The sequence below is a fragment of the Duganella aquatilis genome, from assembly GCF_009674565.1.
Taxonomy (GTDB): domain Bacteria; phylum Pseudomonadota; class Gammaproteobacteria; order Burkholderiales; family Burkholderiaceae_D; genus Rugamonas; species Rugamonas aquatilis.
Genome location: NZ_WKJL01000016.1, coordinates 65,597 through 81,780 on the forward strand (window position 1 = coordinate 65,597; position 16,184 = coordinate 81,780).

Annotated in this window: 17 protein-coding genes; 14 read left to right on the forward strand and 3 right to left on the reverse strand. The window is 67.0% G+C overall.

Annotated features, from left to right (window positions below):
• Nucleotides 1-13: 13 nt before the first annotated feature.
• The 14 genes from GJ698_RS20160 to GJ698_RS20225 all read left to right on the forward strand — a co-directional run bounded on the left by GJ698_RS20160 (nt 14) and on the right by GJ698_RS20225 (nt 14,177).
• The gene (locus GJ698_RS20160; RefSeq protein WP_154359654.1) at nt 14-766 is read left to right on the forward strand and encodes a HesA/MoeB/ThiF family protein; all 753 of its coding nucleotides are present in this window, start codon (nt 14-16) and stop codon (nt 764-766) included.
• A 135-nt stretch (nt 767-901) separates the two neighbouring features.
• On the forward strand, nt 902-1,345 hold the full coding sequence (gene gspG, locus GJ698_RS20165) for a type II secretion system major pseudopilin GspG (RefSeq protein WP_154359655.1): 444 nt from the start codon (nt 902-904) through the stop codon (nt 1,343-1,345).
• Nucleotides 1,346-1,366: 21 nt separating this feature from the next.
• The gene (locus GJ698_RS20170) at nt 1,367-1,837 is read left to right on the forward strand and encodes a GspH/FimT family pseudopilin (protein WP_154359656.1); all 471 of its coding nucleotides are present in this window, start codon (nt 1,367-1,369) and stop codon (nt 1,835-1,837) included.
• 1 nt (nt 1,838) lies between these two features.
• Nucleotides 1,839-2,210 (forward strand): type II secretion system minor pseudopilin GspI, encoded by a 372-nt coding sequence (gene gspI / locus GJ698_RS20175; RefSeq protein ID WP_166454912.1) that lies wholly within the window; start codon nt 1,839-1,841, stop codon nt 2,208-2,210.
• Entirely contained in the window at nt 2,207-2,863 is a 657-nt protein-coding gene (locus tag GJ698_RS20180; protein ID WP_154359657.1) for a PulJ/GspJ family protein, read from the forward strand. Before gspI ends, GJ698_RS20180 begins: the two co-directional genes overlap by 4 nt.
• A complete protein-coding gene (gene gspK, locus GJ698_RS20185; protein ID WP_371865393.1) occupies nt 2,860-3,855 on the forward strand; it encodes a type II secretion system minor pseudopilin GspK in 996 nt (331 codons plus the stop codon). Before GJ698_RS20180 ends, gspK begins: the two co-directional genes overlap by 4 nt.
• Nucleotides 3,856-3,884: 29 nt before the next feature.
• On the forward strand, nt 3,885-5,120 hold the full coding sequence (gene gspL / locus GJ698_RS20190; RefSeq protein ID WP_154359658.1) for a type II secretion system protein GspL: 1,236 nt from the start codon (nt 3,885-3,887) through the stop codon (nt 5,118-5,120).
• Complete coding sequence (locus GJ698_RS20195) at nt 5,117-5,626, forward strand: type II secretion system protein M (protein ID WP_154359659.1); 510 nt, start codon at nt 5,117-5,119, stop codon at nt 5,624-5,626. Before gspL ends, GJ698_RS20195 begins: the two co-directional genes overlap by 4 nt.
• Nucleotides 5,623-6,396 (forward strand): type II secretion system protein N, encoded by a 774-nt coding sequence (gene gspN, locus GJ698_RS20200; RefSeq protein ID WP_154359660.1) that lies wholly within the window; start codon nt 5,623-5,625, stop codon nt 6,394-6,396. The genes GJ698_RS20195 and gspN overlap by 4 nt, the downstream gene beginning before the upstream one ends.
• Before the next feature lie 14 nt (nt 6,397-6,410).
• A complete protein-coding gene (gene gspD, locus GJ698_RS20205) occupies nt 6,411-8,648 on the forward strand; it encodes a type II secretion system secretin GspD (protein ID WP_154359661.1) in 2,238 nt (745 codons plus the stop codon).
• 1 nt (nt 8,649) lies between these two features.
• On the forward strand, nt 8,650-10,071 hold the full coding sequence (gene gspE, locus GJ698_RS20210) for a type II secretion system ATPase GspE (protein WP_154359662.1): 1,422 nt from the start codon (nt 8,650-8,652) through the stop codon (nt 10,069-10,071).
• A 10-nt stretch (nt 10,072-10,081) separates the two neighbouring features.
• Complete coding sequence (gspF, locus tag GJ698_RS20215; RefSeq protein ID WP_154359663.1) at nt 10,082-11,302, forward strand: type II secretion system inner membrane protein GspF; 1,221 nt, start codon at nt 10,082-10,084, stop codon at nt 11,300-11,302.
• 25 nt (nt 11,303-11,327) lie between these two features.
• The gene (locus tag GJ698_RS20220; protein WP_154359664.1) at nt 11,328-11,927 is read left to right on the forward strand and encodes a type II secretion system protein N; all 600 of its coding nucleotides are present in this window, start codon (nt 11,328-11,330) and stop codon (nt 11,925-11,927) included.
• A gap of 57 nt (nt 11,928-11,984) precedes the next feature.
• Nucleotides 11,985-14,177, forward strand: coding sequence for a patatin-like phospholipase family protein (locus GJ698_RS20225; RefSeq protein ID WP_229260088.1), 2,193 nt, complete (start codon nt 11,985-11,987; stop codon nt 14,175-14,177).
• Here the strand turns inward: GJ698_RS20225 and GJ698_RS20230 are convergent.
• From GJ698_RS20230 to GJ698_RS20240, 3 genes are read right to left on the reverse strand one after another with little or no spacing between them, the layout of a single operon-like run.
• Nucleotides 14,167-14,961, reverse strand: coding sequence for a hypothetical protein (locus tag GJ698_RS20230; RefSeq protein WP_154359666.1), 795 nt, complete (start codon nt 14,959-14,961; stop codon nt 14,167-14,169). The genes GJ698_RS20225 and GJ698_RS20230 overlap by 11 nt on opposite strands.
• Nucleotides 14,958-15,953, reverse strand: a complete 996-nt coding sequence (locus tag GJ698_RS20235; RefSeq protein WP_154359667.1) for an alpha/beta hydrolase — start codon at nt 15,951-15,953, stop codon at nt 14,958-14,960. Before GJ698_RS20235 ends, GJ698_RS20230 begins: the two co-directional genes overlap by 4 nt.
• The gene (locus tag GJ698_RS20240; protein ID WP_154359668.1) at nt 15,954-16,184 is read right to left on the reverse strand and encodes a hypothetical protein; all 231 of its coding nucleotides are present in this window, start codon (nt 16,182-16,184) and stop codon (nt 15,954-15,956) included. It lies immediately after the preceding gene.

Genomic DNA, 16,184 nt, shown 5'->3' on the forward strand with positions numbered 1-16,184 from the left:
GCCGCACAGAGAGATGAACGACGCCCAACTGCTGCGCTACTCGCGCCACATCCTGCTCGACGAAATCGGCATCGAGGGCCAGCAGCGGCTGCTCGACGCGCATGCGCTGGTGATCGGCGCCGGCGGCCTCGGTTCGCCGGCCGCGATGTACCTGGCGTCGGCCGGCGTCGGCCGCATCACGCTGGTCGACGACGACACGGTCGACCTGACCAACCTGCAGCGCCAGATCGCCCACACCACGGAGCGCGTCGGCCAGTCCAAGGCCGCGTCGGCGCGATTGACGCTGTTGCAGATCAATCCCGAGATCAGCGTCACCGCGCTGAACGAGCGCGTGGACGACGCCCGCCTGGCCGCACTGGTGGCCGGCGCCGACGTGGTGCTGGACTGCACCGACAACTTCGCCACCCGCCACGCCGTCAACCGCGCCTGCGTGGCGGCGCGCAAGCCGCTGGTGTCCGGCGCCGTGATCCGCTTCGATGGCCAGGTCAGCGTGTTCGATCCGCGCGGCGGCGACCAGCCTTGCTACTCCTGCCTGTTCCCGCAGGACCAGAAGTTTGAGGATGTGGCCTGTTCCACCATGGGCGTGTTCGCGCCGCTGGTGGGCGTGGTCGGCGCCATGCAGGCGGCCGAGGCGCTCAAGCTGCTGATGGGCGTCGGCGGCTCGCTGGCCGGGCGCCTGCTGATGCTCGACGGCCTGCACATGGAATGGACCAGCATCGGCGTCGCCCGCAACGGCGCCTGCCCGGTGTGCGCCGGGATTGCGTAAGACCTTGTAAAGAAACTGTCATAAAGGGCCGGTTTAAGCACTCATTAAGCGCCAAAGCGGATAAATCGGGGCCAGATATCGCCATGGCCTGAATTCCGCCTTATACTCTTCACTCTTTAAATTTGTTCTCAGACTATGAAAAAGCTCTCCCTTCGCCGCCGTGTCCAACGCGGCTTTACGCTGATCGAAATCATGGTTGTGGTGGTGATCATGGGCGTGCTGGCCGCGCTGGTGGTGCCCAAGCTGCTGAACCGCGCCGGCGAATCGAAGGTCGCCGCCGCCAAGGTCGATATCGCGACCATCATGCAGGCGCTCAAGCTGTACAAGCTGGATAACCAGCGCTATCCGACCACCGAACAGGGCCTGCAGGCGCTGCTCGAAAAACCGACGGCCGGTCCGGCGGCCAACGGCTGGAAAGCCGGCGGCTATGTCGAGAAAATGCCGAAAGACCCTTGGGGCAATCCATACCAGTACCTGTCGCCCGGCATCAAGGGCGAGATCGATGTGTTCTCCTACGGCGCCGACGGCCAGCCGGGCGGCACCGGCGACGACGCCGACATCGGTTCCTGGGAAAACTGATCACTGAAGGGACACGGTATCATGCGCACCGGCCAGCGTGGCTTCACGCTGATCGAACTGCTGGTGGTGATGGTCATCCTGGGCATCACGCTGGGGCTGGTGTCGCTTAACGCCATGCCGGGCCAGAAACAGTCCATGCAGCAGGACGCCAAGCGCATTGCGCTGCTGCTGCAGCTGGCGCGCGACGAAGCCATCGTGCGCAACCGCCAGATCGCCTTCGAGGCGGGCAGCGACAGCTACCATTTCATCATCCGCAACGACAACAAGCAATGGGAGCCGGTGGTGCAGGACGACCTGCTGCGCGAACGCGAATTCAAGCAGGCGCCGGTGACCCTGATGCTGGACCCGCCGCCGGCGCTGCCGGAAGCCACGCTGCGCATCGTCTTCGGCCGCGAGCCGGTCGACAAGCCCTTTGTGCTGACCATGGCCGCCAGCGACGGCACCAGCGTCGCCATCCGCGCCGACGGCATCGGCCATTTCACGGTGGACTGACATGCGCCGCTCATCCTCCCCCGGTTTCACCATGCTGGAAGTGCTGGTCGCGCTGATGATCGTTGCCACCGCGCTGATCGCCTCGCTGCGCGCGGTCGGCAGCCTGACCGGCAACAGCGACAGCCTGCGCGCCAACATGATGGCCACCTGGTCGGCCGAAAACCGGCTGGTGCAAATGCGCCTGTCGCACGTGTTCCCGCCGATCGGCAAGACCACCTACGAATGCCCGCAGGGCGACCTGCAGCTGCTGTGCGAGGAAGAGGTCATCGCCAGCCCGAATCCACGTTTCCGCCGGGTCGAGGTCAGCGTGTACGAGATCAACCATCCGGAGCGCCGCATCATCAAGCTGGTCCAACTGGTGCTGAATTCATGACCGCACCTCGCATGACTTCCCGCGCGCGCGGCTTCACGCTGATCGAACTGCTGCTGGCCATCTCCATCCTGGCCGTGATCGCGGTGCTGGGCTGGCGCGGGCTCGATAGCATCATCCGCTCGCGCGCCACGCTGACCGCCGACATGGAGCAGACGCGCGGCATGCAGCTGGCCTTCGCGCAGCTGCAAAGCGATTGCGAAAACCTCGCCGGCAGCGCGCTGCTGCACAACCGTGCCTTCATCCAGGCCGAGGACGGCCGCATCACGCTGGTGCGCATGGTGATGGCGGAAAACCAGCCGACGCAGTTGCAGGTGGTGTCCTACCGCGTCAACGCCGACGGCGTGCTGACGCGGCGCGAGTCGGCCTACACGCGCGAGCTGACGCAGCTGGACAACCTGTGGCAGGCGGCGCTCAGCGACACCGATCCCGCCGCCGCCGTGGCGCTGCAGGCCAGCGTGCAGGGCATGAGCATGCGCTTCTGGGTGCCGAGCGCCGCCGTGTTTCAGACCGCCGCCAACGCCGGCGGCTGGCAGGCGGCGGCCGGCGTGACCACCGCCGGCATCACCGGACTGCCTACCGGAATGGAAGTCTCGCTGACGCTGCAGGGGCGCCAGATCCCGATGGTGAAATCCTTCCTGCTGGGGGCCCTGTGAAGATCCGGCGCCAACGAGGCGTGGCCGTGGTGACGGCGCTGTTGCTGACGACGCTGGCGGTGACCATCGTCGCCAGCCTGTTCTGGCAGCAGCAGGTGCAGGTGCGCTCGATGGAGAACCAGCGCCTGCAGCTGCAAACGCGCTGGATCCTGCGCGGCGCGCTGGACCTGAGCCGCCTGATCCTGAACCAGGACCTGATCGATTCGCCCAATTTCACGCAGATGAACGGTGTGTGGGCGACGCCGCTGGAGGAAACGCGGCTGGACGATTATGTCGAGCGCGAACGCCTGCAGGGCGAAAATTTCAACGCCACGCTGTCCGGACGCATGACGGACGCGCAGTCGCGCTACAATCTTGGCAACCTGGCCAATAACCGGCAGGTGAATCCCGACCAGGTCGCGGTGTTCCAGCGTTTGCTGAGTAACCTGCGGCTGGATGAGGGTCTGGCGCAGGGCGTGGCGGAACTGGTGATGAAATCCCAGAGCATCTCGACCCAGCAGCCGGCCGGCAGCGGTCCGACCAGCGGTACCGGCAGTGGCGTCGGCGTGACCGATGGCACCGGCGGCACCGGTGGCAGCGAACCGCTGGCGCTGGTGCGGGCCGAGGATCTGCTGGCGGTGAGCGGGTTCTCGCCGCCGGCCATCGACCAGCTGCGCGACTATGTGATCGTGCTGCCGGGCCGGCCGACGGCGATCAATGTCAACACCGCGCCGGCCGAGTTGTTGTCGGCGCTGGTGCCGGGCCTGTCGCTGTCGGAGGCGCAGGCCATGGTCAACGCGCGCAAGACGGCGTACTACCTGAATACCGGCACTTTCCTGGGGACGGCGCAGATGGCAGGCAAGAAGGTGGTGGTGCCATATGACGTCCGCAGCGATTTCTTCCTGGCCTACAGCCGGGTGAAGCTGGACCGCGCTTCGCTCGAAACGCAGTCCCTGCTGCACCGGCCGGGCCAGACGGCCGCCACCTCGGTGGAATGGATACGGGAATACTAAAGAACAGCGATGAACGAAAGCGAGATCCTTTGACTACACTATTTATCCGCTATCCGGCCAAGGCCAGCGTCGACAGCGGCGCGGCGCAGACCTGCCCGTTCGCGCTGGTGGGCGATGGCGGCAACCTGCTGCAGCAAGGCGTTTCGCCGCTGGGCAACCTGGCGGACATGGTGGCTTCGGCGCGTCGCGTGACGCTGCTGCTGGCCGCCGCCGATACCACGCTGCTGCGCGTGAAAGCGCCGCCGCTGTCGGCCGCCCGGCTGAAGGCCGCGCTGCCGGCACTGGTGGAGGAACAGGTGCTGGGCGATCCGAACGACTGCGTGCTGGCCGCCACCGCCGCCGATGACGAAGGCTTGCGCACCGTGGCCGTGGTGCAGCGCGCCTGGCTGGAAGTGCTGGTCAAGGCGCTGCTGGCGCAGGGCGCGCAGGCGGTGTCGGTGGTGCCGTCGCAACTGTGCCTGCCGTTCCAGCCGGGCGCCGTGTCGGCCGCGCTGGTGGCGGGCGACGCCGGCTACGACCTGATGATGCGCCAGTCGCAGTTCGAAGGCCTGGGGATGACGCTGCCGGCGCAGCCGCAGGCCGCGCTGCAGACGCTGCGCGCGCTGGCCGGCGAGCAGCCGGTGACGCTGTACCTGCCGGCGGCGCAGAAGGCGCAGTTCGCGCCGCTGGCCGCCGAGATTGCGCATCTGACGCTGGAGGAAGACCATTGGGCCCACTGGGTGGCCGGCGCGCGCGGCGCGGGGCTGGACCTGGCGCCGGCGCTGGGCAACAACGGCGCCTCGGCGCGCGCCTGGCAGCGCTGGCGCTGGCCGCTGAGCATCGCCGTGGTGGCGCTGCTGATCAATGTGGTGGGCGTGAATATCGAGTGGCTACGGCTGCGCGGCGAAGCCAAGGTGGTGGGCCAGTCGATGGTGCAGACCTTCAAGTCGGTGTATCCGAAGGAGCCGCTGGTGGCGGCGCCGATGGAGCAGATGCGCCGCAATATCCGCCTGGCGAAAGCCAACAGCGGCGAGGCCGGCGGCGATGAATTCGTCACCCTGAGCGCGGCCTTCGGCGAAGCGCTGAACGTCCTGCCGCGCAAGGACATCATCGCCACCCTGGAATACAAGGAGCACGCCTTGCTGGTCAAGGTCAAACCGAACACCGTGGACGCGGCGGCGATGCAGCAGCTGCGCGCCGCGCTGGCCGAGCGCAAGCTCGATCTGCTGGAGCCGACCCCGGGCGCCTGGAAGATCCAGCCGCTGGCCGCAGGAGGAAAAGCATGAGCAAGCCGAATCCATTGACCGCGCTGCGCGCGCGCGCCGACGCCTTCTGGCTGGTGCGCACCGAGCAGGAACGCAAGCTGCTGCGCATCGGCGGCATCGTCGTCGGCCTGGCGCTGTTCTACAGCGTCGCCGTCGGTCCCGCCATGGACGGCGCCGACAAGCTGCACAAGGAACTGCCGCAGCTGCACCAGCAGGCCGCCGAGATGCAGGGCATGGCGCGCGAGGCGCAGGCGCTGCAGGGCCAGAACACCATCGCGCCGACGCCGATGACGCGCGATAACCTGAACGCCGGCCTGACCGCGCGCGGCCTCAATCCGCAGTCGCTTAACGTCACCGGCGAATACGCCAAGCTGCAGTTCACCGGCGCGCAGTACGCCGGCATCGTGGCCTGGCTGGACGCGATCCGCACCGAAAGCCGCATCAACGTGGTGGACGCCAGCTTTACCGCGCAGGACGCGGCGGGCGTGGTCAACGGCACGCTGACGCTGCGCCAGGGAGCCCGATGAAACGCTTCATGCTATGGTTGCTGACCATCGCGCTGACGGTGGCCATCACGCTGCTGGTATTCTTTCCGGCGGCGTGGCTCGGTTCCATCGTCGAGCAGCGCACCGGCGGCCGTTTGACGCTGGGGGATGCGCAGGGTACGCTGTGGCGCGGTTCGGCCTTTGTCGGCGGCGCGGCGGGCAATAACGGCCCGGTCACGCCGCTGCTGCCGGGGCGCTTCAGCTGGAAGATTTCGCCGCTGTCGCTGGTCGGCATGGTCGACCTGCAGCTGGAGAATCCGGAGGCGCTGGCGCAGCCGGTGACCTTCCACGGCAGCTGGTCGCGCTGGCAACTGAGTCCGTCGGCGCTGCTGCTGCCGGCCGAAGGCCTGTCCGGCCTCGGCGCGCCATTGAACACGCTGGCGCCGAGCGGCACCATGCGCCTGTCGTGGAGCGGGCTGCAGCTGGCGCTGGAAAACCGCCAGGCCAGCATCGAGGGCCGCACCACGCTGGAGATGAGCGACATGGCTTCGCGCCTGTCGTCGATCCGGCCGCTGGGCAGCTATGCGCTGACGCTGGACTGGCACGGCCAGCAGGCGCAGTTGGCGCTCAGTTCCGTCAAGGGGCCGCTGCTGTTGAGCGGCCGCGGCAGTTTGAACAACGGCCGCCTGCAGTTTTCCGGGCAGGCCGAGGCAGCACAAGGAAGCGAAGAAGCACTGGCCAATCTGTTGAATTTGCTGGGCCAGCGCAAGCCAGGTAGTGACCGTAACGTCATCGCATTAGAGTTCCACTAAGATAAAGTCCGACTATGAAAAATCAGTCCATGAGCAAATCCCGTCTTCCTGCGCTGCGCCGCCTGAGCGCCGGTGCGATGCTGTGCTGTGCGATCAGCGCCGCGCCCACCGCGGCCATGCTGCTGTTGCCATTGCAGGCGCAAGCCGCTGCGGACGACGCTGCGCTGAACTTTGTCGGCGCCGATATCGAATCGGTGATCAAGGCGGTCGGCCACTACACCAACATCACCTTCGTCATCGATCCGCGCGTCAAAGGCACGCTGACGGTGGTGTCGGAAAAACCGGTGACCAAGTCGCAGGCCTTCAGCCTGCTGACTTCCGCGCTGCGCCTGCAAGGCTACGCGGTGGTCAGCGGCGACGGCTTCGCCAAGGTGGTGCCGGAGGCGGACGCCAAGCTGCAGGCCGGCCCGACCCAGGTCGGCGCCGCCCAGGCCACGGCCAAGGGCGACCAGATCGTCAGCCAGATCTTCCACCTGAATTATGAGTCGGCCGCCAACGTGGTGGCGGTGCTGCGGCCCCTGATCTCGCCGAACAATACCGTCAATCCCAATCCCGGCAACAACAGCGTGGTGGTCACCGATTATGCCGACAACGTCAAGCGCCTGGCCAAGATCGTCGCCGCGCTGGACGCGCCGGCCGTCACCGACCTGGATGTGATCCCGGTGCGCTACGCCATCGCCAGCGACCTGGCGGCGATGATCAACAAGCTGATGGACGGTTCCGCCGCCGGCGCCGGCGGCGGCGACACCAGCAAGGTGTCGGTGCTGGCCGATCCGCGCACCAACTCGCTGATCCTGCGCGCGCCGTCGCTGGCGCGCGCCAACCTGGCCAAGTCGCTGATCGCCAAGCTGGATCAGCCGACCCAGGAGCTGGGCAATGTGCACGTGGTCTACCTGAAGAACGCGGAGGCGACCAAGCTGGCGCAGACCTTGCGCTCGGTGGTGTCCGGCGACTCGTCGCAGACCAACAGCGGCACCAGCGGCAGCGGCGCCAATGCGCAAAACGGCGCCAACTCGAATAACTTCAGCAATACCTCGGGCGGCAGCTCCAGCACCAGCGGTTCCGGCACCGGCAGTTCCGGTCCGACCAATCCGCTGCTGAGCGGCTCCGGCAGCCAGCAGCAGAACAGCGGCGGCGGCAGCGCCGGCTACATCCAGGCCGACGCCACCACCAACACCCTGATCATCACCGCGCCGGAGTCGGTGTACCGCAACCTGCGCGCCGTGATCGACCAGCTGGACGTGCGCCGCGCGCAGGTCTACATCGAATCGCTGATCGTCGAAGTCACCTCCGACAAGGCGTCCGAATTCGGCGTGCAGTGGGTCGGCGCGACCGGCAATTCGAACAGCTCGACGCGGGTCGGCGTGCTGCAGTCGTTCACCACCGGCGGCACCACCAACAGCCTGACCTCGATCTATGCCGGCGGCGGCAGCGTCCTGCCGAGCAACGGCGTGTCGTTCGGCCTGTTCAACAAGACCGGCCTGGGCCTGCTGGCGCATGCGCTGGAATCGGACGCCAACGCCAACATCCTGTCGACGCCGAACATGATCACGCTGGATAACGAACTGGCCACCATCCGCGTCGGCCAGAACGTGCCGATTCTGACCGGCCAGTTCACCACCACCTCCGGCACCAACAGCAATCCGTTCCAGACCATCGACCGCAAGGACGTCGGCCTGACGCTGAAAGTGCGGCCGCAGATTTCCGAAGGTGGCACCATCAAGCTGGCGATCTACCACGAGACCTCCAGCGTGGACAAGTCGACGCTGACCGCCGCTTCCGGCATCACGCTGAACAACCGCGTGATCGAGAACAACGTGATCGCCGACGACGGCCAGATCATCGTGCTGGGTGGCCTGATCGAGGACACCGAAGGCGACGGCACCGACAAGGTGCCGGGCCTGGGCAACCTGCCGGTGATCGGCAATCTGTTCAAGTACCAGAGCCGCACCCGCAAGAAGACCAACCTGATGGTGTTCCTGCGCCCGGTGGTCATCCGCAGCAAGGAGCAGAGCATCAGCCTGGCCACCGACCGCTACGACTACATGCGCGGCCAGCAGGAGAACATCCAGCCGCCGGAAGGCGCGCTGGTGAAGGACCTGGGCCAGCCGGTGCTGCCGGCGCTGCAGAACGGCGCGCCGGTCGGCGGTGGCGGCATTGCCGCGCCGGTGCCGCCGGCGCCGCTGCCTTCGCGCCTGCCGGGCGGCGCCTCCAACATTCAGCCAGCGCCTCAACCGGTGCCGCAACAGTAATATGAGCAATCTTCTCCCTTACGCCTTCGCCCGCGATTTCGTGGTGCTGGCCCAGCACAGCGACGATGCCGAAAACACCGTCGACGTGCTGGTGTGCGGCGCCACCGCGCCGGCCGCCATCGCCGAGGTGTCGCGCCGTTTCGGCCGCATCCAGCTGAAGAACATGACGCGCGCCGACCTGGAAACCGCCATCGCCGCGGCCTACGCCAGCTCGGGCGGCAACGCCTCGATGGTGGCGGAGGAATTCGACGCCGACCTCGATCTGACCAAGCTGCTGCAGGACGTGCCGGCCATCGAAGACCTGCTGGAATCGTCCGATGACGCGCCGGTGATCCGCATGATCAATGCGCTGCTGACGCAGGCGCTGCGCGACGGCGCTTCCGACATCCACATCGAGCCGTTCGAGCAAACCTCGGTGGTGCGCTTCCGCGTCGACGGCACGCTGCGCGACATCGTCCGTCCGCGCAAGGCGATCCACGGTTCGCTGATCTCGCGTATCAAGATCATGGCGCAGCTGGACATCGCCGAGAAACGCCTGCCGCAGGACGGCCGCATCACGCTGCGCATCGGTGGCAAGCCGGTGGACGTGCGCGTGTCGACGCTGCCGACCGGCCACGGCGAACGCGCCGTGCTGCGTCTGCTGGACAAGGAGGCCAACCGCCTCGACCTGAACCACCTGGGCATGAGCGAGACCATGCTGCCCAAGTTCGACGCGCTGATCAACCAGCCGCACGGCATCGTGCTGGTGACCGGGCCCACCGGCTCCGGTAAAACCACCACGCTGTACGCAGCGCTGTCGCTGCTGAACGCCACCACCACCAACATCATGACGGTGGAAGACCCGATCGAGTACGACCTGGCCGGCGTCGGCCAGACCCAGGTCAACCCGCGCATCGACATGACCTTCGCCAAGGCCCTGCGCGCCATCCTGCGCCAGGACCCGGACGTGATCATGATCGGCGAGATCCGCGACCTGGAAACCGCGCAGATCGCGGTGCAGGCATCGCTGACCGGCCACCTGGTGCTGGCGACGCTGCACACCAACGACGCCGCCGCCGCCGTCACCCGTCTGCTGGACATGGGCATCGAACCGTTCCTGCTGTCGTCGACGCTGCTGGGCGTGCTGGCGCAGCGCCTGGTGCGCAAGCTGTGCCCGAGCTGCAAGACCTTCGACGGCAAGCTGTGGCACGCGGTCGGCTGCGAGCATTGCGGCCACACCGGCTACCAGGGCCGCGTCGGCGTCTACGAATTCCTGGAGACCACGGAGCAGATCCGCGCGCAGATCCACAACCGCGCCTCGGAGGCCGAAGTCAAGGCCGCCGCCGTGGCCGACGGCATGCAGACCATGCGCGACGACGGCGAACGTTGGCTGGCCGCCGGCATCACCACGCAAGCCGAAATGCTGCGCGTGACCAAGGACTAGGCGACCGACCATGCCCGCATTTCGTTATGAAGCCGTCGATGCCGGCGGCGCCACCAAAAAAGGCGTCCTCAATTCGGACAGCGCCCGTTCGGCGCGCGCCGAGCTGCGTTCGCAGGGACTGGTGCCGCTCAAGGTCGATGCCATCGCCGCCCAGGTCGACGCCGCCGGTGTGGCCAAGAGCCGCGGCTTCGGCGAACGTCTCAGCTCGACCGAGCTGGCGCTGTTCACGCGCCAGCTGGCCAGCCTGCTGGAAGCCGGCCTGCCGCTGGAGCAGGCCTTCACCGCCTTGCTGGAACAGGCCGAGCGGCCCTATTTGCGCGACCTGATCGCCTCGGTGCGTTCGGAAGTGATCGGCGGCGATTCGCTGTCCGCCGTGCTGGGACGTCATCCGCGCGACTTCGCCGAAATCTACCGCGCGCTGGTGGCGTCCGGCGAGCAGATCGGCCAGCTGTCGCGCGTGCTGTCGCGCCTTGCCGACTACATCGAGCGCCGCAACGCGCTGGTGCAGAAGGTGCGGCTGGCGTTCACCTATCCGGCCATCGTGACGGTGGTGGCGTTCTCCATCGTGATCTTCCTGCTGACCTATGTGGTGCCGCAGATCGTCTCGGTGTTCGCCAACACCAAGCAGAAGCTGCCGTTCCTGACCATCGTCATGCTGGCGGTGTCGGACTTCGTGCGCCACTACGGCATCGTGGTGGCCATCGCGCTGGTCGGCGCCTGGACCATGTGGCGCCGCGCGCTGCAGAATCCCGCGCTGAAGCGGCGCTGGCACACCTGGCTGCTGACCGCGCCGCTGTACGGCAAATTCGAGCGCAGCCTGAACACGGCGCGCTTTGCCAGTACGCTGGCGATCACCACCGGTTCCGGCGTGCCGATTTTGCGCGCGCTGGAGACCAGCCGCGACACCCTCAACAACGTCGCCATGCAGGAGCTGGTGGAAGAGGCCAGCGACGGCGTGCGCGAAGGCGTGAGCCTGGCGCGCGCGCTGTCGGCGCAGAAGCACTTCCCGCCTATGCTGATCCACATGATCCGCGCCGGCGAAATCACCGGCGAGCTGCCGGCCATGCTGGACCGCGCCGCCGCCGCGCAGGAAGCCGACCTGGAACGCCGCACGCTCACCATCGCGGGCCTGCTGGAACCGGCGCTGATCCTGGCCATGGGCGTGGTGGTGCTGCTGATCGTGCTGGCGGTGCTGATGCCTATTATCGAAATCAATCAGCTGGTACGCTGATCGTCAGGAATACAACAAGGACACCATGAAGCGCTTGCCCTTAATCGTTACCGTTCTCGCCGTGGTGCTGCTGTCCGCATCGCTGGCTTACTGGGGACTGCAGTTATTCAAACCGCAGCAGCGCGTGATCGCCGCGCCGCCGCCGCCGCCGCCGATGGGCGTCAACCTCGACGCGGCCAAGGGCCTGTTCGGCGGCCAGGTGGTGGTGGCGGTGGTCAGCAACTACCAGCTCAAGGGCGTGGTGGCGGCGCGCGGCGACGACAGCGCGGCCATCATCTCGGTCGACAACAAGCCGGCTGTGGCGCTGGCGGTCGGCAAGGAAGTGCTGCCGGGCGTGACCGTCAAGGAGGTGCACGCCAGGCACGTGATCCTGTCCGAGGGCGGCGTCAACAAACGCCTGGAGTTGCCGAGCGACGCCGGCGTGTCCAGCGGCCCGGCCACGATGCCGGGGCAGCCGGCCCAGCAACCCGTGCAGCCGGTACAGCCGGTGCAGCCGGTGCAGGCCATGCCGCAACCGACCACGGTGCAGTCGCCACCGCAGGCGCCGGCGCAGCCGCAGAATGGTCAACAGCGGCCCATCGCTCCCACGAGCATTCCGCCCATCCCCTCCAACGATCGTCAGTAGGTCCAGTCCATGGTTTTTCTTCGCACACTGGCCGCAGCTTTATGCTGCGGCTTTTTCTTGTCCGCCGCGCTGGCGGCGCCGCAGCAGCCCAACGCCACCTCGGTGGCGCCGGACGCCGCCATCAAGCCGCGTCCCAAGATCGCGCTGGTGCTGTCGGGCGGGGGCGCGCGCGGCTTCGCTCACATCGGCGTGCTGCGCGCCTTGCAGGAGCTACGCATTCCGGTGGACTTCGTGGTCGGCACCAGCATGGGCAGCGTGGTGGGCGGCGCGTACGCGGCCGGCAGCTCGGTCGAGCAGCTGGAGCAGTTGGTGCGCCGCACCGATTGGAACGCCGTGGTGGCGGACCGTCCGCCGCGCGATGAACTGATTTATCGCCGCCGCGAGGAAGACCTGCTGCTGCCGTCGCGCATCGAGTTCGGCCTGCATTCGGACGGCGTGTCGCTGCCGCCGGCCGCCGCCGGCAACGAGGCGCTGGAACTGGCGCTGACCAGCGTGCTGCCGGCCGGCGCGCGCGACAAGCCGGCCAACCTGCTGCAGCTGCCGTTCCGCTCCGTGGCGTCGGACCTGGTGACCGGCGAACTGGTGGAACTGAGCGACGCGCCGCTGTTCCTGGCGATGCGCGCCTCGCTGGCGGTGCCGGGCGTGTTCGCGCCGGTGCGCGTCAACCAGCGCCTGCTGGTCGACGGTGGCCTGGTGCGCAACCTGCCGGTGGACGTGGCGCGCGAGATGGGCGCCGACATCATCATCGCGGTCAACGTCGGCACGCCGCTGGCGCCGGAGAAGGAACTGGTCAGCGCGGTCAGCGTGGCGCAGCAGATGCTGCAGATCCTGACCGAGCAGAATGTCCAGCGCTCGCTGAAGGAGCTGCGTCCCAACGACGTGCTGGTGCAGCCTAACCTGGGCGGCATCGGCTTCCTCGACTTCGGCCGCTACGACCGCGCGATGAAAGAGGGCGAGGCGGCGGTGCGCGCCATGAGCGACAAGCTGGTGAAGCTGGCCTTGCCGGAAGCGCAGTATGCGGCGTATGAGGTGAAGCGCCTGTCGGCGCCGGTGGCGATCGACCAGCCGGTGCGGCTGACCAAGCTGGAAGTGGCGCCGAGTGGCCGCATCAATCCCAAGGAACTGGAAACGCAGTCCGGCCTGAAGCTTGGCCAGATGGTGACCGCCGAGCAGGCGACGGCGGCCGGCAATCAGTTGTTCGGCCGCGGCGACCTGGCGCGCGTGGAAACCGAAGTGCGCGACGACGACAGCGGCCGCAGTGTGCTGATCAAACCGACCGAGGCGGAATGGGCGCACAGCCGCCTGCGCGTGGGCCTGGAGCTGAACAGCGATTTCAGCGAAAACAATGCGTTCGAGATCAAGGCGATGCATGTGCTGTCGTCGCTGAACGACTGGGGCGCGGAGCTGCGCACGGTGGCGCGGGTCGGCACGGCGCGGGTGTTGGGCACGCAGTTCTGGCAGCCGCTGGGCGCCGGATCGCAGTGGTATCTGGCGCCGTCGCTGGAATATGGCTCGGGCGCCACCGATGTGTTCAACGCCACCGGCTTCCGCCAGTCGCGCTACGCCTATGACTACAGCGCCGCGACCATGTCCTTCGGCCGCCAGCTGGGACGCTGGGGCGATCTGCGCTACACCGTCGAGCGCCAGGTCAGCAACAAGCACATGGCGATCCCGGAAGACCTGACCAGGCAGCGTGAATTCCAGACCGTGCAGGCGTTGAGCTTCAACGTCGACACGCTGGACACCATCGCTTTCCCGACGCGCGGTACCTTATTCAGCCTGGATTGGCAGCGCGCGCTGCACAAGGCCGGCACCATCGTGCCGGTGCCGGCCAAGCAGGAGGTGAAGGGCATGGAGGCGTTCCACGTCGGCCGCTGGGCGGGCCACGTGTATGCCGAATGGGCGCGCAGCCAGGGCGGCGCGACCGACAATAACCTGGGCGGCTTCCTGCGCCTGTCCGGCACCACGCCGGATTCGGTGGTGGGCAGCCGCACGGTGCTGGGGCGGGTGGTGATGGCGCGCAGTATCGGCTCGATGCCGGCCGCGCTGGGCGGCGATGTGCGGCTGGGCTTCTCGCTGGAAGCCGGCGGCGCCTACAGCCCGGCCGATCCGCTGCACTGGGGTAAATTGAAGAATGCGGCCAGCGGCTTTGTCGCTGTCGATACGCGCTTCGGCCCACTGTACTTCGGCGCCGGCACCACCAAGGGCGGCAACAGCAGCGCCTACCTGTTCCTCGGTCCTATCTGGTGATTTTCCAGCGGCGCGACGGATAGTCGATCGTGATGGTCTGGTCGGCAAAGCCGGCCAGGCCGATGATGCCGGCCAGCGGTATGCCGATATCCACGCCGGCCTTGCAGTGGCCAAGGACGCCGGTGTCCAGCGTGTACTGGCTGACGCGTATCGGTGTCGTCAGGCGGCTGGTCTCGCAGAGGATCTCGTGGCCCAGGCTGGGCGCGCGCAGCGGCTGGCTGTCCGCGCCGCGCAGCGCTTCGTACAGCGGCTGCTGCAGTGGCGTGAACGTGAACAGCGCCGCGCCGGTGTCGAATAGCGCATCCTGCGGCGGCTGGTCCGGCAGCGTGACCGGCACGACAATATGGCCGCCATCCCATCCTTCGTGGTGCACGTACTTGAATGGTGCGGCGGCGCTGTCGTCGCGCAGCGCGGCTTGCTCTGCGTAGGAAAAGCGCGCATGTTTCAGGTCGATGGTCAGCGTGCCGTGCTCGAAGAAGGCGTTGCCCACGCTGCCCGCGCGCTCGCCGGCATGCACCGGCTGCGGCAGCAGGGCGCGCACCGTATGCGATGCGACTTCGATGTTCACTTCGCGGCCAGGTGTGTCGGCGGGACGGGAGGAGGGGATGAACCGTCCGTTGGCGCCGGTGTCCAGCTGCACGAAGCTGTCGACGCCATCGACTTTCGCGGGCAGGAAAATCGCGGCGTGCTTGAAGGCGCCGAAGCTCACCCAGCGGAAGTCGATCCACTCCGCAGCGCCGGCTGTCGGCGCGGCAAGCAGCAGGGCAATGAGCAGCTTTTTCATGGCTGCGGCATGGCGTTCGAGATCTGCTGGAGCGAGACGTCGTAGCGGTACGGGATGTTGAGGTGGCCGTCGTCGAATTCTTCATGGACGTGGCGGATACCTTGCTGCGTGAGCTTTTCGCAGAAGATGCGCGCGCCGAATTGCAGGTTGAATTCGTCGCGGCGGCCGGCGTCCACGAACAGTAGCTTGAGCGAACGCAGCGCCTCGGCGTAGTGCTCGACCAGATGCACCGGGTCCCATTCCAGCCAACGCCGCCAGACAGCTTCGATGATTTCGCCGGTGTCCACATCGAACGGCAGGTCGAAGCCGTACGGCGAATCCGGATTGGGCGAGTAGCAGCTGGCCATGGCGATGGTGTTGAGCAGCGTGCTGTACGCCGCATCGCGCGGGCGGATGGTGCGCAGGTCGCGCAGGAAAGCGGCAAGGCCGCCTTCGCGCCTTTGCAGCTCGCGCACGCAGGCGATGAAGGCAGGCTTGTAGCACAGCTCAAAATACATATCGCCGCTGTGCGACGCCGCCAGCCCGAACATGTCCGGATGGCGCATCGCCAGCATGACGGCGCCATAGCCGCCGGAGCTTTTGCCGACCACCGCGCGATGCGCCCGCTGCGCCTTGGTGCGGTAGCTGCGGTCGATGAACGGCACCAGTTCCTGCAGCAGGTGATCTTCATAACGTCCGGTGGCCGTGGAGTTGAGATACTGGCTGCCGCCGTAGCGCGTCAGGCAGTCCGGCATGACCAGTATCATCGGCTGCACGGCGCCGCTGGCGATCAAACGGTCCATGCGCTGCGCGATGTTCTCGTCCCATGGCGACTCGTTCATCAGCATGGCGCCGCGACTGTTGAAGCCGACCAGCACATACACCACCGGATAACGCCGCGCGCCATCTTCCTCATAGCCCGGCGGCAGATACACGCCGATCGTGCGGCGCACCGGATCGCCCAGCGCATTGCCGGCCAAAACAGCGCTGTCGATGTCGGCGGTGACGAACATTTATTTGGCCACGACCTTGCGCAGGATTTCGTACAGCGCAAGCAGCAGCGCCACGATGGGGAAGGCGTCCACCACCACCGGCGGAATGGCGCCGATGTGGATCACGCGTTCCAGCAGCGTGTAGACGGTCAGGAAGATGAAGGCCGCAGCCAGCACCCATTGTTTTTGCACGGTGAAGACGCCGGAGCACGTGACGGTGCCGGCCAGACTGATGAGGGTTGCGATTTTCAT

Coding starts and splice junctions, on each gene's coding strand:
- gspF (WP_154359663.1), top strand. CDS start 10,082: ATGCCCGCATTTCGTTATGAAGCCGTCGATGCCGGCGGCGCCACCAAA.
- gspN (WP_154359660.1), top strand. CDS start 5,623: ATGAAACGCTTCATGCTATGGTTGCTGACCATCGCGCTGACGGTGGCC.
- GJ698_RS20235 (WP_154359667.1), bottom strand. CDS start 15,953: ATGTTCGTCACCGCCGACATCGACAGCGCTGTTTTGGCCGGCAATGCG.
- gspI (WP_166454912.1), top strand. CDS start 1,839: ATGCGCCGCTCATCCTCCCCCGGTTTCACCATGCTGGAAGTGCTGGTC.
- GJ698_RS20170 (WP_154359656.1), top strand. CDS start 1,367: ATGCGCACCGGCCAGCGTGGCTTCACGCTGATCGAACTGCTGGTGGTG.
- GJ698_RS20230 (WP_154359666.1), bottom strand. CDS start 14,961: ATGAAAAAGCTGCTCATTGCCCTGCTGCTTGCCGCGCCGACAGCCGGC.
- gspG (WP_154359655.1), top strand. CDS start 902: ATGAAAAAGCTCTCCCTTCGCCGCCGTGTCCAACGCGGCTTTACGCTG.
- GJ698_RS20220 (WP_154359664.1), top strand. CDS start 11,328: ATGAAGCGCTTGCCCTTAATCGTTACCGTTCTCGCCGTGGTGCTGCTG.
- GJ698_RS20195 (WP_154359659.1), top strand. CDS start 5,117: ATGAGCAAGCCGAATCCATTGACCGCGCTGCGCGCGCGCGCCGACGCC.
- gspE (WP_154359662.1), top strand. CDS start 8,650: ATGAGCAATCTTCTCCCTTACGCCTTCGCCCGCGATTTCGTGGTGCTG.
- GJ698_RS20180 (WP_154359657.1), top strand. CDS start 2,207: ATGACCGCACCTCGCATGACTTCCCGCGCGCGCGGCTTCACGCTGATC.
- GJ698_RS20160 (WP_154359654.1), top strand. CDS start 14: ATGAACGACGCCCAACTGCTGCGCTACTCGCGCCACATCCTGCTCGAC.
- gspD (WP_154359661.1), top strand. CDS start 6,411: ATGAAAAATCAGTCCATGAGCAAATCCCGTCTTCCTGCGCTGCGCCGC.
- GJ698_RS20240 (WP_154359668.1), bottom strand. CDS start 16,184: ATGAAAATCGCAACCCTCATCAGTCTGGCCGGCACCGTCACGTGCTCC.